The sequence below is a fragment of the Streptomyces sp. YIM 121038 genome (assembly GCF_006088715.1).
In the GTDB taxonomy this organism is placed as follows: domain Bacteria; phylum Actinomycetota; class Actinomycetes; order Streptomycetales; family Streptomycetaceae; genus Streptomyces.
The window spans coordinates 145,631-168,193 of the sequence record NZ_CP030772.1 but is presented as its reverse complement, the minus strand read 5'-3'; the positions used below and the strand labels follow the sequence as shown (position 1 = coordinate 168,193).

Annotated in this window: 20 protein-coding genes; 11 read left to right on the top strand and 9 right to left on the bottom strand. The window is 71.5% G+C overall.

What is annotated here, in order from left to right; translation table 11 throughout:
* Positions 1–42 precede the first annotated feature (42 nt).
* The 9 genes from C9F11_RS43485 to C9F11_RS43440 form a co-directional block, all read right to left on the bottom strand.
* On the bottom strand, positions 43–1,230 hold the full coding sequence (locus C9F11_RS43485) for a bifunctional lytic transglycosylase/C40 family peptidase (RefSeq protein WP_138967869.1): 1,188 nt from the start codon (positions 1,228–1,230) through the stop codon (positions 43–45).
* Complete coding sequence (locus tag C9F11_RS43480) at positions 1,227–3,866, bottom strand: hypothetical protein (RefSeq protein ID WP_249402306.1); 2,640 nt, start codon at positions 3,864–3,866, stop codon at positions 1,227–1,229. Before C9F11_RS43480 ends, C9F11_RS43485 begins: the two co-directional genes overlap by 4 nt.
* 68 nt (positions 3,867–3,934) lie before the next feature.
* Positions 3,935–4,273: a hypothetical protein gene (locus C9F11_RS43475; RefSeq protein ID WP_138967865.1), complete on the bottom strand. Its 339-nt coding sequence runs from the start codon at positions 4,271–4,273 to the stop codon at positions 3,935–3,937.
* Positions 4,270–6,954, bottom strand: coding sequence for an ATP-binding protein (locus C9F11_RS43470; RefSeq protein ID WP_138967863.1), 2,685 nt, complete (start codon positions 6,952–6,954; stop codon positions 4,270–4,272). The genes C9F11_RS43475 and C9F11_RS43470 overlap by 4 nt, the downstream gene beginning before the upstream one ends.
* Positions 6,954–7,469 (bottom strand): hypothetical protein, encoded by a 516-nt coding sequence (locus tag C9F11_RS43465; protein ID WP_249402305.1) that lies wholly within the window; start codon positions 7,467–7,469, stop codon positions 6,954–6,956. Before C9F11_RS43465 ends, C9F11_RS43470 begins: the two co-directional genes overlap by 1 nt.
* Positions 7,470–7,528: 59 nt before the next feature.
* Entirely contained in the window at positions 7,529–7,855 is a 327-nt protein-coding gene (locus C9F11_RS43460) for a hypothetical protein (protein WP_138967861.1), read from the bottom strand.
* Positions 7,855–8,757 (bottom strand): conjugal transfer protein, encoded by a 903-nt coding sequence (locus tag C9F11_RS43455; protein ID WP_249402304.1) that lies wholly within the window; start codon positions 8,755–8,757, stop codon positions 7,855–7,857. Before C9F11_RS43455 ends, C9F11_RS43460 begins: the two co-directional genes overlap by 1 nt.
* Before the next feature lie 1,102 nt (positions 8,758–9,859).
* Positions 9,860–10,765: a phosphotransferase gene (locus tag C9F11_RS43445; RefSeq protein WP_138967859.1), complete on the bottom strand. Its 906-nt coding sequence runs from the start codon at positions 10,763–10,765 to the stop codon at positions 9,860–9,862.
* A 33-nt stretch (positions 10,766–10,798) separates the two neighbouring features.
* Complete coding sequence (locus C9F11_RS43440) at positions 10,799–12,172, bottom strand: helix-turn-helix transcriptional regulator (protein ID WP_249402303.1); 1,374 nt, start codon at positions 12,170–12,172, stop codon at positions 10,799–10,801.
* A gap of 298 nt (positions 12,173–12,470) precedes the next feature.
* Between C9F11_RS43440 and C9F11_RS43435 the strand changes: the two genes are divergently transcribed.
* From C9F11_RS43435 to C9F11_RS43385, 11 genes are all read left to right on the top strand, one after another.
* On the top strand, positions 12,471–12,956 hold the full coding sequence (locus C9F11_RS43435) for a hypothetical protein (protein WP_138967857.1): 486 nt from the start codon (positions 12,471–12,473) through the stop codon (positions 12,954–12,956).
* A 191-nt stretch (positions 12,957–13,147) separates the two neighbouring features.
* Positions 13,148–13,372 carry a hypothetical protein gene (locus C9F11_RS43430; RefSeq protein WP_138967855.1) on the top strand — a complete coding sequence of 75 codons (225 nt, stop codon included), beginning with the start codon at positions 13,148–13,150 and terminating at the stop codon, positions 13,370–13,372.
* Positions 13,373–13,374: 2 nt separating this feature from the next.
* The gene (locus C9F11_RS43425) at positions 13,375–13,992 is read left to right on the top strand and encodes a class I SAM-dependent methyltransferase (protein WP_138968758.1); all 618 of its coding nucleotides are present in this window, start codon (positions 13,375–13,377) and stop codon (positions 13,990–13,992) included.
* A gap of 82 nt (positions 13,993–14,074) precedes the next feature.
* The gene (locus C9F11_RS43420; protein WP_138968756.1) at positions 14,075–14,275 is read left to right on the top strand and encodes a DUF5999 family protein; all 201 of its coding nucleotides are present in this window, start codon (positions 14,075–14,077) and stop codon (positions 14,273–14,275) included.
* The gene (locus tag C9F11_RS43415) at positions 14,272–16,443 is read left to right on the top strand and encodes an ATP-binding protein (protein ID WP_138967853.1); all 2,172 of its coding nucleotides are present in this window, start codon (positions 14,272–14,274) and stop codon (positions 16,441–16,443) included. Before C9F11_RS43420 ends, C9F11_RS43415 begins: the two co-directional genes overlap by 4 nt.
* 509 nt (positions 16,444–16,952) lie before the next feature.
* Positions 16,953–17,969 carry a thymidylate synthase gene (locus tag C9F11_RS43410; protein WP_138967851.1) on the top strand — a complete coding sequence of 339 codons (1,017 nt, stop codon included), beginning with the start codon at positions 16,953–16,955 and terminating at the stop codon, positions 17,967–17,969.
* Entirely contained in the window at positions 17,966–19,027 is a 1,062-nt protein-coding gene (locus tag C9F11_RS43405; protein ID WP_138967849.1) for a nucleoside-diphosphate kinase, read from the top strand. The genes C9F11_RS43410 and C9F11_RS43405 overlap by 4 nt, the downstream gene beginning before the upstream one ends.
* A complete protein-coding gene (locus tag C9F11_RS43400) occupies positions 19,027–20,214 on the top strand; it encodes a radical SAM protein (RefSeq protein WP_138967847.1) in 1,188 nt (395 codons plus the stop codon). The genes C9F11_RS43405 and C9F11_RS43400 overlap by 1 nt, the downstream gene beginning before the upstream one ends.
* Positions 20,211–20,813 (top strand): 3'-5' exonuclease, encoded by a 603-nt coding sequence (locus tag C9F11_RS43395; protein WP_138967845.1) that lies wholly within the window; start codon positions 20,211–20,213, stop codon positions 20,811–20,813. The genes C9F11_RS43400 and C9F11_RS43395 overlap by 4 nt, the downstream gene beginning before the upstream one ends.
* Positions 20,810–21,403 (top strand): AAA family ATPase, encoded by a 594-nt coding sequence (locus tag C9F11_RS43390; protein ID WP_249402302.1) that lies wholly within the window; start codon positions 20,810–20,812, stop codon positions 21,401–21,403. The genes C9F11_RS43395 and C9F11_RS43390 overlap by 4 nt, the downstream gene beginning before the upstream one ends.
* A complete protein-coding gene (locus C9F11_RS43385) occupies positions 21,400–22,176 on the top strand; it encodes an aldo/keto reductase (RefSeq protein WP_138967843.1) in 777 nt (258 codons plus the stop codon). The genes C9F11_RS43390 and C9F11_RS43385 overlap by 4 nt, the downstream gene beginning before the upstream one ends.
* Positions 22,177–22,563: the final 387 nt, after the last annotated feature.

Sequence of the window (22,563 nt, the reverse complement as noted above, 5' to 3'; positions counted from 1 at the left end):
GCAGTCTCCAGACGCGCGGCCGCGATGTGCCAGGCGATGACGTCACAGGAGCCTCGCCCCTCCCGCGAAGCCGGGCATGGCGTTCACGGGGTCCAGACGGACCACCGTCCCCGGACGCGCCGCGTTGATCATCTGGCCCGTCCCGGCGTAGATCCCGACGTGATAGATCGTGGCATCGCGGCCTGGGGTGTAGCCGAAGAACACCAAGTCCCCCGGGCGCAGCGCGCCGGGGCCACGGCTGGCCGGGATGCGCACGCCCCGACGCGCCTGGGCGGCCGCGGTCCGCGGCAGCTTGATGCCGACGCGCGCGAACGCGTACATCGTCAGGCCCGAGCAGTCGTAGCCCCAGATGCGCGTGCCGGACTTCCCGGTGGGGGAGCAGCAGTGACCGTAACTGCGGCCGCTCGTCCCGCCGCCGCCCCACGAGTAGGGAGCGCCGCGCTGGGAGAGCGCGGCCGCCAGCACCTTGCGAACCCGCCCGGAGACCGTCGGCAGGCCTGTGCTGCCCGGGGCACTGCGCGCGGCGGCCCGGTACTGAGAGATCCAGCCGCTGACGTTGGCCACGTAGGTGCTGGAGCGGTTGTACTGGAAGATCGCTGCCCGCAGTTGGGAGGGCTTGGTCAGATCGCGGCCGCGCCCGCACAGATACACCGCGGCGCCCAGGGCGGCGTCGAAGGCGTTGTGCGGGTCGCGCTTGTTGTCGCCGTTGCCGTCCCGGCCCGTGCTCGCCCAGGTCGAGGGCAGGAACTGGAACGGGCCGACGGCGCGTTCGCCCCGCGCGGTGCCCTCCCAGCGTCCGTTGTCCGTGTCGGGGAAGACCGTGGTGTTGCCGCCCGCGCCGGAGCCGTCCAGGAGCACGCCCAGGATGCGGGGGCGGATATCGCCGTTGCTGGCGATAGTGCGTCCGGAGGCGTGGTCAGACTCGACCTTCGCGATTCCGGCGAGGACGGGCCAGGACATGCCCCGGCACGCGGGCACGTGCCGGCCGACGAGCCGGGAGGCCTTCTTGTAGGCCGCCAGCATGGCCGCGGGGATATCAGCGGCGCTGCCGCTCTCCGCCCAGCCGTCGTCCGACTCCCCTCCGTCGTCGGCGTTGGTGAGCAGAGAGCCGGCCGACACGATGCCCGCCAGAGGTGCGGTGCAGCCCGCGATGACGGCGAGCAGCGCGACCAGGCACCCCCACTTCGCGTGTCGCCTGCGGCCTGGCTGTGCGGGGCGGCGGCTCCTCATGCGTGATCACCGCCGGAGTCCGGGCCATCGCCATAGCGGCGCCGGAGCTCCTCGCGGGCCTGGCGGCGCTCCTCTTCGGAGGCCCCGCCCATCCGGTCAATGACGCGGCGGCGCGCCTCGGCACTGGTATCCCGGCTGCCTGATGGCCGGGTCCCATAGGGCTCGGAGTCTGCTCCCGGGAGGCTGCTCATGGGTCCTGCCGGGCCCAGGTCTGTGCCGGCCGGGCGCGGCGGGCTGACCGGTGGGGGAGGCACGGGGGGCCGGGGTGGGGTAGGCAGCACGCGTGACGACGGTGGCGGTGGTCCGTCCCCGGTGCCGCCGGGCCCCGGAGGCAGGCTGCCGGGGCCTGCAGAACCAGGGCTGCCGGGTCCTGCAGGACCCGGGCTTCTGGGTGTCGGCCGTGTCCGCCTCCACGCCCGGCCGTCCTCGGTGAGGGTGTTGCCCCAAACCCGCAGCTGCTGGCGGACCTCGTGGGAGTGCCGCGAGGCGGCGGTGCGAGCCCGCCGGGTGGTCGTGGGAAGCGCCCAGGTGGCTCCGTAGCCGATGCGGGCGCCGCGGTGCAGAATGCGGTAACCGCGCAGCCGCACCAGTCGGTTGTGCGCACGGGTCGACAGCAGCGTGCGGTCACGTGCCTGGTCGTGCAGTACCTCACCGGTATTCGGGTTGGTGATCAGCCCGTCCTGGCCGCGGTGGCGGTCGGCTGGCCCATAGCGGTGCTGCCCGCGCCCCCCGGCTCCGGCACCCGGCGGGCTGTCGTCGGGGCCGGAGCCGGGCGGGTCGCCCTCCGCGGTCGGTTTGCGCATCCGCTCCAGCTGCCGGTCACCCGGGCGCCGGCCGACCAGCACCGCCCAGCCTCCGCGCGCGCTCAGCCGGGCGCCGGTGACCGCCAGTGCCAGGGGGGCCAGACCGCGGGAGGCCTCGGCGGTGGCGCCGGACACCACACTGCGCGGGTCGAAGGGCATACCGGTGCCGTCGGCCATCGCCGACAGCGAGTGCATCAGCCGCTGACGGGTGCCCAGCAGTCCCTGCCCGCCGCCGGCACCGCGCAGACCAAGCCCGCCCAAGGCGCCGCTGATGCCGGTGCCGTGCATGGCCAGGGCCGCGCCGATCTCGGAGGAGTCACCGGGCAGATGGGTGCCGCCGACCTTGACGTAGCGCATCCGCATGGCGAACCGTTGCCCGGCCGTGGAGACGCCGCGCAGCAGGCGGCGGTGGAAGAACAAGCCCACCACGCCCAAGCCGTTGAGCGCGAGGAGACGTTCGGCGGGCAGATCGGGGCCGTTGGTCAGCACGGAGTCGACGCCGATGAGGTAGGAGGGCAGGAACATACAGACCACGAACATGCCCGCGACAGAGACGGCCATCAGACCGAGCCACTTCCACACCGCCTGACGCGAGGGGCCGGGCAGCATGGCCCAGATCAGCGTCACCGCGCCGACCGCGGCGGCCGCGGCGTCGGCGGCCTGCAGGCCCAGCAGCACGAAGGCGCCCGACACCGGAATCGCGCAGATCAGCAGGGACGAAAGGAACAGCAGCAGGGCACCGGCGGCCCGCCAGCCGGTGGGGTCCTTGGCGTAGGTGGCGCACGCCTTGCCTACAGGCCCGGCCTTCTTCAAGTCCTCAAGAAACGCTGCGAACTGCGCGTCCTGATCGCTCAGGATCGGGGCCGCGGCATCGAGCAGTGATCCACCCGGGGTGAGTTTTGGCAGTTCAGCCATATCCTTGGGGCTGACGCCCTTTTCGCCTCGTTCGCAGTACTTGCGGGTTGGCCCGCGGATCAGGCTGCACCGGCTGGAGGACTTCGTGCCCTCTTTGGCGGGGGACCTGTAGCCGCCCGAGACCCATTTGAGGTGCAGAGCGTAGGCCTGGCGGTCGGACTTTTTGCCCGGATCGAGGATCCGCCCGTACTGGGTGAGCATGTAGCCCTTGACCACCAGCACGTTGGTGAGCGAGTCCTGCAGGGGCCGGGCGACCTCGGATGCCCGGTACGGACGGCCCTTCTCGATCTCGTAGCACTTCTCCAGCGCCCGGCCGGACAGACCCGCCCCGCACGGCCCTGCATCCCCGCTGGCGATCTTGCCACCCCAGTCGTAGGCGGCGACGGTGGCCTGCGCAGTCTCGGCGGCCGCCTGCTGGGTCTGGACCAGAGGCCCGTTGGCGCCGAGCAGGTAGTCAGGGCGCACGAACGCCGAGGCGGCGAAGGCCGCGATCAGCAGAGTCAGGGCGATCTCGCCCAGACCGCGTGCGGCCTTGCCGCGCACGAACAGAATCAGCCCGAACACGAAGGCCCAGCCCAGCAGGAGCCCCTTGAGCCCCAGGGTGTCCACGGCGATGCCGGTGTAGGTGTCCGACAGCTTTTGAGCCGGATCGGCCAGCATGCTGATCAGCGGGAACCGCAGCGCGAACTCGATGGCCCAGCAGGCCAGCCCGACCGCCAGGCGGGTGAGTGTGAACAGCCCGCCCATGATCCAGCCGTAGGCATTGGACTTGAAGGAGAAGATGCCTTGGCTCTGCGCCGACAGCTCATAGCCATCGATGGGCACGCCTTCGGAGGAATCGACGTTCAGCGGGCTCATCAAGTCCGCACCGCCGTCAGCAGCGTACACCACCTGGGCGTTGACCAGCAGGAACACCACGGCGAGCAGCCCTACCGTTGCCGCCGCACGCCATCGTCCGCGCTCTATCCGCCACGCGCGCATATCCGTCAGCGCCTCCCCCGGCGGCCCAGGATCACCAAGGCGACGGCCGCCGCGAGCGGCGGCACCAGCAGCCAGCTGCTTCCCTCTCGCCCCCGTGGACCCGTCGTGCGGGCGCGAGGGGTGGGCGGGCAGTGCTGCCGGCCCGGGCCCACGACCCACGCGCACGCCTGCTGGCGGTCCCGGGACACGGCCAGGGCCATGCCGCCCGCCTGGGCGGGTGTCACGGCGGGCCCGCGCGGGGGCGCCGCGGTCAAGGCGATGCAGTAGGCCACCGCCAGGCACAGGAGCGCACCGACCATGGGACCCCAGCGGCGGCGCGCCCCGGCCGGACGGGAGGCCCTCATCGCAGGTCTCCCTTCCGGATGGACACGCGCGCCACCGCATCCTCGGAGCGCCCGTCCGGCAGGGCGCCACCCACGGAGCGGCCGGGTGTGGTGGTGATGCGGGAGGCGATGCGCTGCACGGAGGGGATGACGACCTTGATGCGGCCGGTGTTCTGCCGGGGCGCGGTCAGCAGGAACTCGCCAGCGCGCTCGGTGCGGCCGACTGGGGAGAGACCGGTGACCAGCCGCACCAGGTCGGCATCGTCGGGATCCAGGCCGACGAACTCCAGTCCTGAGCGGGCACGTTCGCGATCCGTGGTGCGCCCCAGGGCCCGGTAGGCCATCAGACCGCGGTCGGGCCCGAGTTCCTCGGCGGCATGGGCGCCCGCGATGAGACCGGCGTCGTGCTTGCGGCCGTCGTGGAGCACCTCGTGGACCAGCGCGGTGCCCTCGGCGGAGTTGGTGAGCCAGTACAGCTCGTCGGTGACGATGGCGCAGAACCGGCCCAGGTCACGGAAGGCCGCCTGCCGGGCGATCGCCGCGATCAGATACAGCACCGCGCGGCCGATGAGTGCTTCCAGGGGCTGCTGGTGGAGCATCTCGGGATGGGCGAAGACCTGTTTGGGCGGCAGGGTCAGCCCTGAGGTGGTGATGACGATGATGTCGCTGGCATCGGCGCCGTCCAGGCGCACCGGGGCAAGGGCGGGGTCGAACACCATCGCCGCCAGGGGGTTACCGGCCACCACCCGCAGTAGCCCGGCCAGGGTGGCGGCGGCGTCCTGGCGCTTGCCGCTCTCGCCAGCGGCCACGGTGTCGAGCACCTCCAGGACCCGGTGCATGGACGGCTGCGGTCCGGCCGCGGCCTGCTCGACGGCATGGTGCAGGACCTCACCGTGGGTGGTCATCGGGCCGATGCCCAGCTGCAGAGTGAGATAGCTCAGCGCGTAGTGGCGCCCCTGCGGGCCGGGAAACAGCCGCAGCGGGTCGATGGACAGGGCGGCCCGGGCGGCGTCGATGATCTGGCAGCGGCCGGGGGCGGCGGCCTGGGCGAAGCGGGCCCACTCGCGCACCGGAGTGCGGTCGATGCAGATCGCGCGTCCGCCCCGGTCCACCACGCTGGAGCCCACCAGCTTTTCCAGGACGCTCTTGCCAGCGCCGAGGTCGCCCACCACCCCGAAGGAGGCGGAGGCGTCCTGCTTCGGCGCATCCGCAATGTTGATCATGATGGGGCGGGTGGTGCCGCAGTCCAGATCCAGGCCGATCAAGATGCCGTTCGGATCCCCGACCTCGCTGTGGGTGAAGGCGCCGGACATCGCCCAGTCCTCGCTCAGCTGGTACTGCGCGAACTCCCGCAGCCGCTGCGCACGCACCGCTCCGGGCAGCCCCAGCAGGAACAGCTCCGTCTGCAGTCCGGCCGGGCGCACCGCCCGGTAGTCCGCACCCGCCAGCAGCTTCTCCAGGGCGCGGGCCCGCGCGTCACACAACGACGCGGTCGGGGCCCACACATGCAGCGCGGTGACGGACTGCACCTCCACCTCGACCGAGGTCCGCGACAGCCGCCCGTCCAGCTCGCCGAGGTCCCCGGCGGCATCCGGCAGCGACGCAGGCATCCCCGCAGGCCGTGCCCCGTACTGGTCGGCCTGATCGACGAGCTCGTTCTTCTTGCGCTGCACCTGCTGGCGGGCCTTCTCGGCGCCCACCAGCGTCAAGTCGATGGTGAAGTCGACGGGAAAGTCCAGGACCTCCAACTGGGCAAAGAGATCCGCCGCCTCCGCCGCGACAGCCCGCGGGCACTCCGCCAACGCCAGATGCGCCTGGTAGCCGGTGCCCTGGCCGGTCTCCACCTGCAGCCACCGGCGCCGCAGCGGTGATCCGCCCTCCCCGCTCTGCCACCACTTCCGGGACCCGGGCCAAGGGCGTCGTGACGGCGAAGACGGCACCTGCGCCGCGCCGCGGCCGCTCGGGGCTTCGATACCGCCCTCTTGCAGCCGGGCCTGGCCCAGATCGGCGTAGCTCGGCGAGCGCAGCACCCCGCCGGTGACGCTCCCGCCGTACGCCGGGCTGTCCACGGCCTCGCTCAGCAGCGGCTCGGCGAGCCCGCGGTGCAGAGCGTGCTGGATCATCCACACGATCTCCGCGGGCCGAGCAGGCCGGTAGGGAAGACCGCCCGACAGCTGCGCCTCCACCTGAGCGGCCTTGTCCCGGCAGGCCAGGACCTCCGCGCGCGGCACGGGCCCCGCGCGCAGACCGACGGCATCGGCGACATCCGCCCACAGCGCCCCAACTGCCTTCAGCCCCTGGTTCTCACTGGCCAGCGGCACCGCCAGCCACCACGTGCGCTGATGCATCTCCTGCCCCTCCAGCAGATCGAGCGCCGCCTCCAGCTGCTCCACCCACCCCCGAGCACCCGGCTGCAGACTGCCGTCGTCCTGCTGCAGTCCCTCGGTCATCCGCCACACCACCTCGGCGGCATCGACCTGGGCGCACAGCCCGAACAGCCGCGGCGCTGCGCCGGACAGCGAGCGCACCAGCGTGGTCACCCGTTCCAGCAGCTCACCGCGCACCGTCGCCGGGTTGTAGGTGCCCGGCACGCTCTCCTGGCCCCGCGCCTCGGGGCCGGGGTGGATCCGGTAGACAGCCCAGGTATGACCATGGACGGACCACACCAGATGCCCGGCGATATGCCGTACAGGAACCCTCATCACCGCACTCCTTGACCGGATCGGGCCCTCGCGAGCAGCGCCTGCACCGACGACACCGGAGCCGCGTCCGCACCACCGGGGCCCGCCGGGCCCCCGCGGCGGCCGCCTGAACTCCCTGACATCCCCACGCAGAAGACCGTCCGGCGCGCGCGGCGCGCCCTGGCCGCGGGGCGGGCGGACAGCGGCAGAGACTCCAGGACGAAGCCGCCACCCAGGCGGCGTGGTCGGCGGTCCCGGGCCGCTCGCCGGCCGATGCGGCCGCCCGCGGGCTGTCCGGCCAGCGCGCAAAGTCCCAGCGCGGCGGCCAACGGGCTGCGCCCGCCGATCCGGGGTCGGCGCAGCACCCAGATCCCCCAGACCCAGACAGCAAGCACGAGCCCACCGCCTGCCGGGCCGAGCGCAGACCACACCGGCAGCAGCTTGACCAGAACGAAGCCGCCGACGACGGCCAGCGCGATCTGCGCCGCGTTGTAGGGGCCGAACGGGATCCGCCAGTCCGCCCACCGTCCCAGCACCCACGGATGACGGCGCGCAGCGGTGTAGCAGCGCGCTGGCCGCGGACCCACGGCCGCGTTCACAGGCCCACCCTGAACGACGCAGCCCGCAGCGGATCGCCGTGGTCGAAAGCGGGCGCGCCGTTGGAGGGGTTCTCCACCTCGTCCTTGAACAGGCCGGCCAAATCATCACGCGCGCTGTAGATGCCCAGCGCGATCACCATCAAAATCAGCGCGCCGATCCCCGCCTTGAGACTGAGGCGCTGGACCATCACCACCACGACGATCACGATCAGGGCCGCTTTCAGCCCCGCCGTCCCCCAGTCCTTCGCCGTCTCGATCCAGGAATCCCCCAGATCCGCCAACTTCCCCGCGACCTGGACCCGGTGGCCCTGAACCACTGCCATCACCGCCCACCGCCCGCAGCGATCGCGGAGATCTCCCACCGGTCCCCGCGCGCCGACAACGTCAGCTCATACGCCAGCGGCCACCGGCCCCAGCCATCGCGCGCCTCGACCTGGGCCAGCACATGCACGCGCGCTCCCGGCCGCGGCACGAGACCGTCGGCCGCCGCATCCTCGCGCGCGCTCACCTCCCGCACCGCCACTGACGTGGCGGCCGGGGAGACCGCCGACGCCCTCGCACCCGGCGCGAGGTAGCGGGTGACCTCGCCCTGCCCTGCCAGGTACGCCGCCAAGAACCCACGCACGGTCGCGGTCAGCGGCCCGCTCTCGACGCTCACTCCGTACGGCGAATCGGGCACCGCCAGACGCCCTGGCGCGGGCACCAGCGCCGGGGCACCGGTCATCACGGCCGAGCCTCCGTCGGCGGACACCCGCGTCGGCACAGCGAAATAGCGAACCGCCCCCTCGAACTGCACGGCCACAGTTACCGACCAAGCACCGCCGCCGCGCGCGATGCTGCGCACCGGCGTCACCCGGCGCGGCATCGGCGCACCGTCCTTGCGCGAGGGCAGAGCGACCTCCGGGGCCAAGGATCGCGCCCGCTCGGCAGCGGGCGACGTCGGGTCATCCGTCGTGCGCAGCCAGGCATCTACGAATTCCGCGGCATATCCGGCCGGGTCCGCATGCGCAGCGACTTCGCTGGTGCGCTGCGGCTTCGAGGCGGGGGCGGCGCTGCTGGTGCTGGGCGACGGCCAGGCGGACACGAGCAGGGCGAGCGGCCCGGCAGTGAGCGCTGCTAACACCATGAGGCGGCCCAACTGCACCCGGCGGTTCATCTGGCACAGGGCCGCACCGGCAGCGGTCGGCGGTGCCGCCGAGCCCGGTGACGGAGGGGAATCAAGCATGCGCGTCCTCCCGGTCAGAGCAGAAGGGGGTGAAACCGAGAGGCAACCCGGGAGCACCGACCGGCCCGTCGACCAGCGCACCCCGACCACGGCGACGAAACGGTCACGAGGATGGCGGTCGGGGATCTGACAACGGCGACCACCACCGCGACCCGCGGTCTGCGAACGGTGACCGGCACCGCGCGCGGACGTTCCCGCCATCGGCGGGCGCGACCCGTGTTCGCTGGCTGCTCGCGTGCGAACCGCTCAGGCCGTGAGGGGCTCTGGGGGAACGCCGCCGGCCGTCCCGATGATCACCGGAGCACGCGCAAGGCCTCAGCCGAACCCGTCCGCCACGGTGACATGCCAGAGCTCTGACCAGCGTGGTCGGGCCTGTTCAAGCCGCCAGTGGTCGACTTCTACCACCACAGCGTTGCGCGTGCTGCAGGCACTGCCCGGTCACGGTAGTCAATGACGAACGTCGCCGACCGGGCTCCGGAGGGAGGCCACGAAGCGTGAACCGATCATCCTCAGACAAGGCGGCCGCCGGACTGCCGTCGCGCCCCGTAGCCGACGCTCATGAACTGGTCATCGGCCACCGAGTACACACGCTCACGGGCAGCTGCTGATCCCGTCCAGCCGGGAGATTCGCCCGGCCGAGCCGGGCCGGGCCCGCCTCACCCAACGAGCTGGGGCAGCAACGCGTTCGAACAGCCCTCGGATCACGAAGGAGTCGTCTTGCTGTGTGCCGCTCGCGCTTGTTTGAGAGCGGCACACGTTCATGCTCCCAGAACGCCGCGGAATCCCTTGTCGTCGTCGCTCATGGTGGCGGCCGCGCGGTGCTGTAATTGATCGCGGCGGTCGGCGTCGAGCACCATTCCCAAATGTTGCCGCACAGGTTGTGCGCGCCGTACGGGCTCACGCCGCTGCGGTACCGACGGGCATCAACCTTTCTATGCCGGATTCTTGAACGTTGCAGTTCGTTGCGGTGGCGGCGCTGCCCCACGGGTACATGCGGCCCTTGTCGCCCCGCGCCGCCTTCTCCCACCGGGAGGCAGTGGGCAGCGTCTTCCCAGCCCACCGCGCGTAGGCGTCCGCGTCCGTGTGCAGGATGCGTAAACGATCACAGGATGTGCCAGCGCAAGTCGTGGTCCTCCTGATAGAGGCCCTCTACGCGCCGCTGTACTTCGTGGACACTCTCGGGTGTGTGGTGTGTCTTGCGCGCGTTCGTCGTGATCATGCGCAGTTCTCGGAGGTCGCGGAGGGTCGGGTAGCCGGGCAGCGCGGTGACGTCGAATCCGTAGGCTGCGGCGAAGCCCTTGTAGTGGTCGAGGCCATGGCCGAACCGACGGCAGTGCACCTCGATGGTGACCAGGTCCCACTCTGGGTGGCCGTAGGCCACGGTGTCCCAGTCGATCAGGACAGCCTCATCCCCGTAGTGCAGTGCGTTGCGGTGCTGGGGGTCGCCTTGTAGAACGCCGGTGGGCAGAGCGAATTGCACTGCGTCGAGTTCGGCTTCGAGTCGATCGACTCGGTCGCTCAGAAGTCGGAGGGAGGCCGGAGGCAGCGAGGAGATCGCGTCGATGGACCTTCGGATGGCTCGGATGTTGTCGTGCTGCGGGAGGTCCATGGGCGGAGCGGGCAGGTTGTGGAGGGTGAGCAGGGGCTTGGCGATCTGCGCGGCGCTGACGGGCCGGTCCGGCTGGGGGAGGTAGGCCCAGATGGTGACCGGGTGCCCGTCTACGAGGAGAGGTTGCTCCAGTCCGGGGTACAGGGGGCCGGTGGGGAAGCCGCGGTCCATCAGCCACCGCACGAACGCGGTGGTGCGCTGGACGGTCGCGAAGGGGGTCCCACGGCGGGCGATCTTCACGACCACGTGAGCGTCGGGCAGCAGCACCACGGCGTTGGTGTGGCCGCGCAGCAGGCGGGCGTTCGACGGGTCGAGCTGTGCTGCCTGGCATGCATGGTTCAGGATCTGATGCAGTTCGGGTTCTTCGAACCCGCCGGGGGCCGGCGCTGGAGCTGTCATGGGGTTCAGGCTCGCTGACGAGTCCCGGCGCTGTCACGTTCGGCCCTTCGGCAACGCGAGGATCTCCGTGAGTTCCCGTGCCGCTCGTCCGCTTCGTATCCCCGGTGGCAGCACCCCGAGAACATGACGGGCCCGTTCCTCCAGGATGTGGGTTCGGTGGCTGGCAGGTACCTGAAGGAAGGTGGTCCCAGCGAGTTGGCATGCCTCGGCAGGGCTGCGGTCCTGTGCCAGGCAGATCGCGGCCTCCAGCTGGAGCAGGGCAGGGTCGATCCCCGTCCGGGCCGGGTACAGGGCGAGTGCCTGCTCCTGCGCTCTGCGGGCCTGGCTGCTGCGCCCCAGGGCTGTGTAGGCGCCGCTCAGGTACAGGTGGAGGCGCCGCTCAGGGAAGGCGAACGCATCGTCTTGGTCTCCGTGATGGCAGTGTTCGTACATGCGCTGGGCGGCGGCGATGGCGGCTTCCGCAGCGGCCGCGTTGCCTTGGCGGGCGAGGGCGCGGGCTTCTGCCGCAGCTGCGAAGGCCGCCGTCGGAGTCTGGCGTCCGCGGGAGAGCAGCCGGGCCTCTCGCCCCAGGACGACCGCGCCTTCCAGCGGGCCGTAGTAGTACGGCAGCATGGCGCGCTGCGCGCGGACACGGGCCCGAAGTTCCAGGTTGCCGCTGTCGTCCGCCGCTGTCTGGGCGGTGTCGTACCAGGCTCGGGATGGGGTGAGCCGGCCCAGTTTCATCAGTGCGTCGGCGATCAGAGTGGCGAGCACCGCGGTCATCTCCGACAGCCGGACCTGGACTGCGGCGGGCTGCCGGTCGGCAGACAGGCCTTTGACTTCCTCCATCTCGTGCAGGAGGACGTTCAGCATGTCCGTCGGGGCGGTGTAGAGGTACTGCCGCCGTACGTCCAGGAGACGTTCGTCGAGCAGGTCCATTTGCGCGGCGCTGACGCTGGAGAGCGCGAGGGTGCGGTCGACGGAGCGCCGGGCAGCATCGATTCGGTCGGTGAGCGGATCCGGGGCGGGGAGGCCGCTTGCGCTGGAGGCCATTGCCTGCTGCGGGTGGGTACCCGGTGACGTCGAGGGGGCCGCGAGGCCGATGTCGTGCGCCGTGCAGTCGTACAGGCGGCACAGCAGGTCGATCGCTTTCCGCCGCGGCTGGTGATCGCCGAGTTCCCAGAGCCGCAGCTGGTCAGCATCGGTACGCGGCGTGGTCAGCCCCAGCGACTTCGCCAAGTCACGAAGATGGCCCACGGCTTCTGTCTGGGTCCACCCCCGGGCAAGGCGATGAGCTCGCAGCACGCTGACGTGGCAGCACCGATGGATCTCCAGCACGATCTCCGCAACGCTGTGCCCCGCCTCGTTCCCGCTCTTGCGGATGCGCTTGGCACAAGAGGGACTGTGCGGTTGCGAGTGCTGTTCCATGAGCCGGACTCCCTCCGCGTCACATGGCACGAGCGTAGTGATCGGTTTGCAACTCTGCGTCGAGAAGCCGTGACTTCTTCACGGTCGGGTGGAGCGAAACCGTGAATCCGGAGACGCCGACCGTGACTCCCGCTCGGTTCACGGTTGTTGCTGCCAGTGGCTGCGAGGAACCTTGCTCACTCGGATCTCTCAGACCAGGTCAGAGCGGGGGCGGGACACGATGGCAGACGCACCTCAGGGGGCGATGCCCGGTGCACGGCGTCCTCTTCCCCAAGTCCTCCGCCCCGTCGCGGGCGACATGACCGAGCTGGCAGACGCAGTCCGCTGCCTGCGGAATGCGAATGACGATGCTGTGCGGGCGATCCTCACCTTGACCGCTGACGCCGAGAGGGTGGTATCGGTGGGGGTCCTGTTCGACGTCGTGGTCTTCTCCGCAGGGCGCCGCGGTCTCGCGGTCATCCACGAGCTGGACGCGATGCAACACCCTGGCTGCGGGCCCGTCATCGCCTCGATGGGCAAGGCGATCCGTGAGGACCGGTTCATCGCCCTGGTGCCGCCTCGCACCGCCAGGCGCTGGGTCTGCCGTGATGCTCAGTGCTTCGGGGGCGGGACTCTACGCATCCCGCCCCCGGATCGGCAGGCACCACCCGGCCGGTACTGGATGCGGCCCTTCGCCGGGGCGCGGCAGACGCACCTCGTCGGGCCGGTGATGTTGCACCAGGCACTGGAGCGGCACCGCCCCTTTCCACCTCCCCACCCGGCAAGGGCCATGCACGCCATGTAACTGCGCCTATCGGCCCGTCGTGACGCTCCGCTGCGTGGCGCTCCCCCTCCCTCAGTCGGACCTTCGTCCGCACCTGCTGTTGGTACTTCCGACTCCCTCATGAGGCCCTGATGTCGACTTCGTCCTCCCCGCCCCGTCTGGTCCCGTCCTCTACTCTTCCAGCCACAGCGTCGGACCTGACCGTGCCTGTCGTGCTGAACGCGCCCGTGCGGGACATGAGCGTGTGCTTCCCCTACTTCGCCTCGATCGCCGACTGGACGCCGCCGCAGGGATTTGCTGGCCCGGTGCCCAGCCTGGTCCTCCGGGCTCGCCGCGGTCTGAGGGCCCGGCTCGCCTACGTCGTGGACGCGGAGGCGGGCACGAAGTCCGTGCAGGCGGCACTGCCGTGCCCCATCGCTGCTTCGGTGGGGGCGTGAAGATGCTCTATCGCACGCACATCACCTCAGCGGCCTGGGATTACCGATACACGACCGGTCGTGGGGATGTGCTGCCGAGCCAGAAGGAGCTGGAGCGGTTCCTGCTGATGGCACCCAGCCCGCGCGGCCTGCGGGTGGCCGACCTCGGGTGTGGCACGGGTAAGTGGACTCGCCAGCTCGCCCTGTGGGGTGCCGCGCGTGTCACCGGGTACGACTACTCTCCCGAGGCGCTGCGCCAGGCCCGGCTCCAGGAGCATCCCGCGGTGACGTACAAGTCCTACGACGTCAACGGCGACTCGATTCCGACGAGCTTTCCGACGAGCTTGTCGCCCGGGAGCCTGGACCTGGTCACCTGCCGCTTCTCCCTGGCGTACTTCGACGTCGCGCGGTTCCTCACCGATGTCGCCCGCTGGCTGACGCGCGACGGAGCCCTGTACGTCCTCACTCCGGTCGCCGACGAGCAGGCCGGCGCCGAGGGGGCCGTGGACGAAGACCCCTACCGCCGGGCGCTGTCACAGACGCAGCTCGACAGCCTGCTCGGCAACGTCCAGTGGGCCCGGCACAACTGCCTGCGCGACCGGAACGTGGCCGCGGTTGTGCTGCAGGGCCCTCATGGCTAGCAGCGCGCACTGTTCCGGCCGGTACGCGGCCGCCCTCCGCCTGTGCCGCCGCTTCCCCGATGAGCAGAAGGGCCGTGAGACGATGTGCGAGCACCAGCCGCCGTGCCCCACCGCGGAGGCCACCGACCGGGAAGCCGCGCTCCTGGTGGCGCACCACCCGGAGCAGGGCTGGAGCCTGCTGTGCAACGGGGTCCTGGTCTTCGAGGACACCGGTGAGCTGCTGCCCAATGGAGAGGTCGTCGCTCCGCACCGGCCCACCGACACCCACAAGGTGGCGGCATGAGCGGCGGCCACGCGGGTACGACGCGCAACCATCTGCAGCAGTCCTCCGTCAGTGCCCCGGTGGTGCAGGCCGGGGAGATCGGGGCCGTCCATCTGCACGCTCTGGCGCCCGTGGTGCCTCCGCCGCCCCGGCAGCTCCTGCCGGTTCCCGCGACCTGGACGGACCGGAAGTCGGCGCTGCGCGAGTTGAGCGACGCGGCCAAGGCCTGCCCGGACTACGCCTCGGCCCTTGTGGTCATCAGCGGCCCGGGAGGGGTGGGCAAGACCGGGCTGGCCACCAAGTGGCTGACCGACCGCTGTGGTGACTGCCCGGACGGACAGGTGTACGCCGAGCTGAGCAGCCCGCCCGGGGAGCCCGCGGCGGCCGTCGTGCGGCGGGTGCTGCGGCACTTCCTGCGCGCGCTGGGCCACCGCCCGGACGCCGACGATGTGCACGAGCTGGCTGCCTGGTGGCGCTCGGCCAGCTACGGCCGCCGCCTGGGCGTCCTGCTGGACAACGCCCGCGCCGACCAGGTCCTTGCGCTGCTTCCCGGCGGTCCGGGGCACTTGGTCGTGGTCACCTCGCGCGAGCCGCTGGACGCCCTGAACGCCCACGGGGCCTTCCCCTACGACCTGGAGCCCCTCGACCCCGCGGCAGCCGAACGGCTCATGGCCCGGATCGCCGGCAGAGACCGGGCCCGCGGACAGCGAGCTGCTCTCGGGGCGATCGCGGCGCGCTGCGCGTATCTGCCCCTGCCCCTGGTCGTGGCCGCCACCAGCGCCTCTGCCTGCTCCGCCGGAGGGCTCTCCACGCTCGCTCACGCCCTGTCCCATACCAGCGCTTCGCCCCTTCGCTCGGAAGGACCCCGGACCGTGACGTCCGTACTGGATCAGGCCTGCGACGGCTTACCCGACAGCACCGCCCGCCGGGTCTACCGGCTGCTGAGCATGGTGCCGCTGACGGAGTTCGACATCGATACCGCCGCCCGCGCCTGCGACCTCACCCCCGACCAGGCGGCCGCCGCCCTGCACCACCTCTTCGGCGCCCGCCTCCTGGAACCCCTCGGCCATCGGCCCGGCCGCGACGGCACGTCCTACCGGTTCCACGACGAGGTCCGCCCCCACGCCCAGCAGCAAGCCACGCAGGTGGACGGCAACAAGGCGGTCCAAGACGCTGTGCGCGGCACGGGGGAATGGCTGCTGGCCACGTTCACGCGCGCCGAACGGATCCTGACTCCCCACCACCGCACCCTGGACCGCACCCTGACACGCCCCGTCCCGCCCGTGGACTTCAGCCAGGGCGACGGTGACGAGGAACGCGGCGCACGCGCGTGGGTCGAGGCGCACATGGACGACCTGGCGCAGATGGTGCGTGAGGCCGCGCGGCGGCAGTGGCACCCCATGGTCTGGCAGCTCGTGCACGCCGCCTGGCCCGGCGTCCACATCCTGCGTCTGCACGACCTCTCCTGCGAACTGCACCGCCTGGGCGTGACGGCGGCGGAGGCGTGCGGGGACCGGATGGCACAGCGGGAGATGCTGACCACCGGCGTCATCGCGCTGCGGGGGCTGCGCCGTTTCGGCGACGGCTTCACGTGGGCTACACGCGCCTACGCCCTGGCCCGTGAGGACGGCGACCGGCGCAGTGAGGGGCAGGCCACCCATGAGATGGCCCTGTGTGCCAAAGGGCAGGGAGACCAGGTCACCGCCGTGGCCCTGCTGCGCGAGGCCTTGGAGATCTGCCAGGAAATCGGAGACCGCCGGGCAGCGGCGCTGACCCGCATCGTTCTGGGGCAGATCGAGCTGGAGAACGGACGCGTGACCGAGGCCTCCGACCACACGGGCCCCGCCCACGTCGACCTCCGCGCCGAGGGTGACCTGATCAACGCAGGTCGCGCTGCGCTGCTCCTCGCGGAGACCTACGCACCGCCGTATGGCCCCTCCTCGGCCCGGGTGCGGGATCTGCTCGACCTGGCCGAGGCCGACTTCCACACCACCGGCACCCTGTCCGGGCAGGCCCGGCTCCTGCGGGTCCGCGGGAACTTCGCAGCACGGGAAGACGACCTGGAGGCCGCCCGCGACTACTACACGGCAGCGCTCGCGCTCTACCAGACCTTCAGCGCGCACGATGCCGACGAGCTGGCCGACCTCCTCAAGTCGCTGCCCGACGAGCGCGCCTCGCCCGCTCTCTGACCGCAGGCGGCGGCCCTTCAACCGCCGCTCGGTGCCGTGGAGGTGACGGACCCAATGGCGCCGAGCGGCCCACCAGCGGGCTTCCTCCCCGCTCCCCCGTCCTCTGGCAGCGCCGCACCCCGAGCGGGCACGCCGAGGCGCAGCGGAGGAAGCGGCGCCCGTCGCTTGGGACGCGACACCAGGGCGCCCCGGCCGCCCAGACATGGGGACACGGCGGCCGGCCGCGCCCTCTCCACCGGCGGGGGAACCAGACAAGCCGGTGGAGAGGGCACCACCCCTCGCAGCACGCCACCGTCAAGGCGTTGCGCCCCACCCTTCGGTGGTGGACGGCGCCACCGCAGGGCCTGCCCGAGACACCGCGGCGGTCAAGGCCCCATGCACCTGGCGCACCTCGTGTGCACCGTCTGCAAGTCGATCTCCACGCGTGTCCGGTGCGCGCTGTCCTGACCGCACCGCCCCAGCCTGCCCCGGCCGTACGGCGCGGCCGGGCCTGTCTTCGGAGTCACCTCATGCATACGCCGGTCTTCCGCAGCGTCGAGGACGCCTACCTGGCGCTGCTCAGACTCGCCACCACCCAGCACGAGCACCGCATCGACGCACGCGGGAATCCCGCGCGCGAGGTGATCGGTGTCGCCTTCCGCCTGCCCGACCCCCGCCAGCGCCTGCCCTACCTGGCCACGCGCCGGGCGAATCCGGTGTTCCAGTACGCCGAGGCCCTGTGGTACCTGGCCGGGCGCCGGGACCTGGAGATGATCGGCTACTACGCCCCGTCCATGCGTGCCAGCTCCGCCGACGGCGTGAGCCTGGGCGGCTCGGCCTACGGGCACACCCTGCTCACCCCGGCACCCGGCGAGGAGGTCTCGCCGTTCGAGCAGGTGCTGGGGCTGCTGCACCGCGAGCAGGACACCAAGCGCGCCTACCTGCCCGTCTTCCGGCAGCAGGAACTCGCCGACCCCGGCAACCCGGACGTGGCGTGCCTGGCGGGCCTGCATCTGCTGGCGCGCGGCGGGCGGCTGCACATGGTCTGCCACATGCGGGCCAACGACCTCGACTGCGGCCTCCTCAGCGATGTCTTCAGCTTCACGATGATCCAGGAGTTCGCGGCGATCCAACTGGGCCTGCACCTGGGCTCCTACACCCACACGATCGGCTCGGCCCACGTCAACGACGCCAACGCCGACCGCGTCAAACGGGCCCTGCACGAGGCCGACACCCGCCCGGCCCCGGTGCGCTACGAGTTCCCCCCGATGCCGGCCAGCACCACCGCGGCGACCATACGCCGGGTGCTGGAGCACGAGGAGCTGCTGCGGACCAACCAGGTCCGCTACAACGCGGCCTACATCGGCGACCTGGACTTTGAGCCGTACTGGCGGCAGGTTTTGCTGCTGTTCGAGCTGTACCGGCAGATCCGGCACGAGCACACCGTAGCCGTCAGCCCGGACATCCTCGGTGCACTGGATCCGGCGCTGCGGTGGCTGGCCGCCCACCGCTGGGAGGCCTGCGCGGCGGCCGGGAGCCCGCGGTGAGCGCCGGTCCGCGCGGCGGCGCGGTCGTCGAGGGGACCGACTTCGCCCGGTGGGCGGTCATCCTGTGCAAGCCGGACGCGGTCGAACGGAGCCTGGTCGAGACGGTGCTGGCCCGGATCAGCGATGCCGGGATCACCGTGTCGGAGCGGAGGGACATGGTGGCCGAGCCCTGGCAGGCGCACGTCGTCTACCGCGACCTGCTCACCGACGCCAAGCGGGCCCCGGAGGATCTTCCCGCACTGCTGGACACGGCGTTCGCGCACCGCCGGGTCACGGTGGCGCTCGCCCACGGCGAGCGGGACCTGCACGCCCGGCTACGGCAGCTCGTCGGGCACACCGACCCCACCATGGCGGTGCCCGGCACGCTCCGCGGCGACCTCGGCCACGACAGCCTGGCCGTGGCCCGCGCCGAACAGCGCCTTATCCGCAACCTCGTCCACACCTCCGACGACCCTGCGGCCGCCCGCCGGGACGTCGGCACCTGGTACGGGAATTGGGGGCATGGCGAGCCGGACTTCGAGCGGTGCGCGGTCATCCTGTGCAAGCCCGACGCCGTCGAGCGCGGCCTGGTGGAAACGGTGCTGGCCCGGATCGCCGCCGCCGACAACATCACCGTCAGCGACCGCCTGGATGTGACCGCGCAGCCCTGGCAGGCCCACGTCCACTACTGGGACCTGCTGGTCGACGCCGACCACTTCCCCGACCGGGACATCCCGGCCTGCCTGGATGCGGAGTTCGCCGACCGGCGCGTGAGTGTCGCGCTGGCCCACGGTGAGCGGGGTCTGCACGCCCGCCTGCGCCACCTGCTCGGGCACTTCGACCCGACCCGGGCCGCGCCCGGCACGATCCGCGGCGACCTCGGCCACGACAGCCTCACCGCCGCGCTCGCCGAGCAGCGGCTGGTCCGCAACCTCGTCCACACCTCCGACGACGCCGACGCGGCCCGCCGGGACTTCGGCACCTGGTACGGCGCCCGCCTCCGCCAGCTCCTCACACCCCCGTGCTGCCCGCCCCGCCAGCCCGCGACGACCACCCACCCTTTGACGGGAGAATCCTGATGACCAGCACATCCCATACCGGCGCACGGCGCGCGCTGCCCATCCTGACCACGGAGCAGGTCGGCGTGCTCAAGCCGGAGCTCGCCGACGTAATCGAATACCGCAAGTCGGGCCTGTCGCTGAACTGGATCATCGGCTGCCCCCTGGAGTGCGGCTACTGCGTGCGGCATCTGTTCGACAACTTCAAGATGAAGACGCCGCGGCGCCTGATGAACGACGCCCAGGCTGTCGCCCGGCTCACCGGCCACCCCTACTTCCAGCCCCACCGCACCCCGATCCAGCTCCTGAACCGCGCCACCGACCCCATGCTGCCCGCCGTCAAACCGCACCTGTTCACCGTGCTGCGGCTGCTGGACGAGCAGCACCTGACCAACCACGTCCTGATCATCACCCGCTGGCGCGTCACCCCCGAGGACTGCGCCGTCCTCAACTCCTTCCGCCACCTGCGCCTGACCGTGCTCGTGACGCACTCCGGGATCGAGGACCGCGCCATCGAGCCGGTGGACTCCGCCATCGCCGCCGTCAGCCTGCGCACCCTCTACCGGCACGCCGAGCGCTACCGCACGATCTTGTACTGGCGGCCCATCGTGCCCGGCCTCAACGACAGCACCTTGCATCTGCAGCGCGCCCGCGAGCTGTCGCGCACCGCGCACGCCACCGTGTTCACCGGCCTGTTCTTCCGCGAACAGATCCAGGCCTACTACCAGGACCACGGCTTACCGATGCCCTACGAGCACACCGCGCGCCGCAAGATCCTGCCCGAGACGCTGGAGCAGCGGATCCTGGGCGCCGTCGCAAGCGGCGAGGTCGGCGGCTGGGGCCCGCTGTTCCGCAAGACCTCCTGCGGTGTGGCCTTCGCCCACGGGGAGGCCGACTACAACGGGCACTTCGGTATCCGCGAGCTGTGCGACATCTGCCCGCCCGAGCAGATCCACCGGTGCCAGAAGGCTTTGGTCAAGCCCGACCTGGCGAAGGTCACCCGCGTGGCCCGTGCGCTCGGCGCGAGTGGCGCGGTCGAGGTCACCGATCGTGCCATCGTCGTGGAGGGACTGGACGAACCCCCGCGCTACTACCTCCAGCACGGCTTCGGCTACCAGTGCCACGACCGAGCCAAGCCTCACCTCCACCGCCAGCACGGCCGCGCAGCGATCGGCTGGCCGGCACCGAACGGAACCCCTGCACCATGAACTTCACCGACTGGCCGCCGCTGTTCGTCGTCGACGTCGAGGGCAACGGCATGAATCCGCCCGACCTCGTCGAGATTGCCGCCCTGCCCATCCGCGACGGCCGCCCCGACACGAGCACCGCCGGGGCCTGGCTCACCCGCCCCCGCCGCCCCATCACCCCCTTCGCCACCAAGGTCCACGGGCTGACCAACACCGCTCTCGCGGACAAGCCCGCCTGGGCCGAGATCGCCGAGACCGTCCACGGCTTCCTCGGCACGGCCTGGATCTGCGCCCACAACGCCCACGTCGACTACCGGGCCCTGTCCGCCCACCTGCCCACCTGGAAGCCCGCCGGAGTCCTGGACACCCTGCGCCTGTCCCGCGCCGCGCTGCCCGGCCTGCCCGGCTACGGCCTGGACGCCCTGATCAAGCACCTCCAGCCCGACCTGAGCCAGGCCCCCGCCCAGCGCCACCGCGCCACCTTCGACGCCTACGCCACCGCACAGATCCTGCTCACCCTCGCCCAGCGCTACAACACCTTCGACCAGCTCATCGCCGCGGCCGTACCGCCCACCCTGCCCGGCGCCCCCGCACCCGAAGAGGAGAACACCCTGTGGTGACCTGCAAGCCCGTCCGTATCGGGGTGCTCGGCACCCACTCCACCGGCAAGACCACGCTCCTCAAGCGCATCCAGACCGCACTGGCCGACCGCGGCCTGACCGTGGACCGCACCGGCCAGCTCGCCCGACGCGCGGCCAAGATGGGCCTGCCGAAAATGCAGCACCACACCATCACCTCCACCGAGTGGATCATCGCTCAGGGCATCGCCGACGAACTGGCCGCCCTCGCCCGAGGCAACGACGTGGTCCTGGCCGACCGCGCCGTCTTCGACGCCCTGGCCTACCTGCGCGCGGCCGCCCAGCACCGCGGCGAGCTCCTGCACGGCCTGGAACTGGAGCGCTTACGGCTCCTGGCCGCCACCCAGACCCCCAAGTACGACCTGCTCCTGGCCACCGTGCTCGACCCGGACATGCCCGTCGACACCGGCCACGACTACGACCCCCGCTACCGCAGGCTCGTCGACCGCCACGTGCACGACCTGCTGGCCGAGGACGCCATCGCCCACCAGCGCGTCACCAGCGACTCCGCCGGCCAGGGCCGCGCCGTCGAACTCGCCCTCCAGCTCTGCCACAAGGAGCAGCTCGTATGAGCGCCGCGCCGCCCGCGGGCACCCTCACCCTCGCCGGGAAAACCGTCTCCCGCCTCGGCCTGGGCACCATGCGCCTGACCGGCCCCGGCACCTGGGGCGACCCTCCCGACCGAGACACCGCCCTGAGCGTGCTGCGCCAGGCCGTCCACACCTACGGCATCACCCACCTCGACACCGCCGACGCCTACGGCCCCCACACTGTCGAACACCTCATCCGCGACGCCCTCTACCCCTACCCCCAGGACCTGCTGATCGCCACCAAGGTCGGCATGCTCCGCCCCGCCCCCAGCGTGTGGGCGCCCCACGGCCACCCCACCTACCTGCGCGCGGCCGTCGAAGCCAGCCTCCGCCGCCTCAGCGTCGACCAGCTCGACCTGTGCTACCTGCACCGCATCGACCCCGAAGTGCCCCTCGCCGACCAACTCGGCACCCTGCAGGCTCTCCAGCAGGAAGGGAAGATCGCCCACATCGGCCTGTCCAAAATCACCCCGGAAATGGCCCGCCTGGCCGCCAAGGAGATCCCTGTCGCGGCCGTCCAGAACGCGCTCAACATCAACGACCGGCACGACCCCCTCCTCGAAGTGTGCCGCGACCACGCCATTCCCTACGTCGCCTACCGCCCTCTGGACGCCGGCTACCTCACCCACGGGCCGGGCCTGGAGGCCGCCCTGGACTGGCTGCTCCGACTCGGCCCCCACATCGCCCCTATCCCCGGCACCAGCAACCCCCACCACCTCACCCAACTCGTCACAGCAGCAGGCACCTGGCCGTGAGCACGGCCACGGCCTTGCCAGACAACGACCGTGCGGGCGGACAGCACGATCAGGCGGGCCCGCTTGCCTCGGCGGCAGGCACCGCATAAGAGCCGGTGCCCGCCTCCTCGCTCGACCGGCCCCCGCCCCACGGCTGCAGGGCAAGCGCTGTGCCCGCAGTTCGCAGCGTGCAACTGCTGCCTGATGGGTGGGGCCGACGTGAGCGGCACCAGCGACCGCCCTGGCGTCGGCGCCGTGCTGCTGGTGATGGCGGGACAGTGATGAGGCTCCCTGAATTCGGTCGGAGGTGCTCGCCTGGACCCCGCTTGATCCAGTTCTCAAACGAGTGGGGAGGGTGGGGAGTAAGAGCACGTGTGAGGGGCCGCACCCCGCGCGGGATGCCGTTGG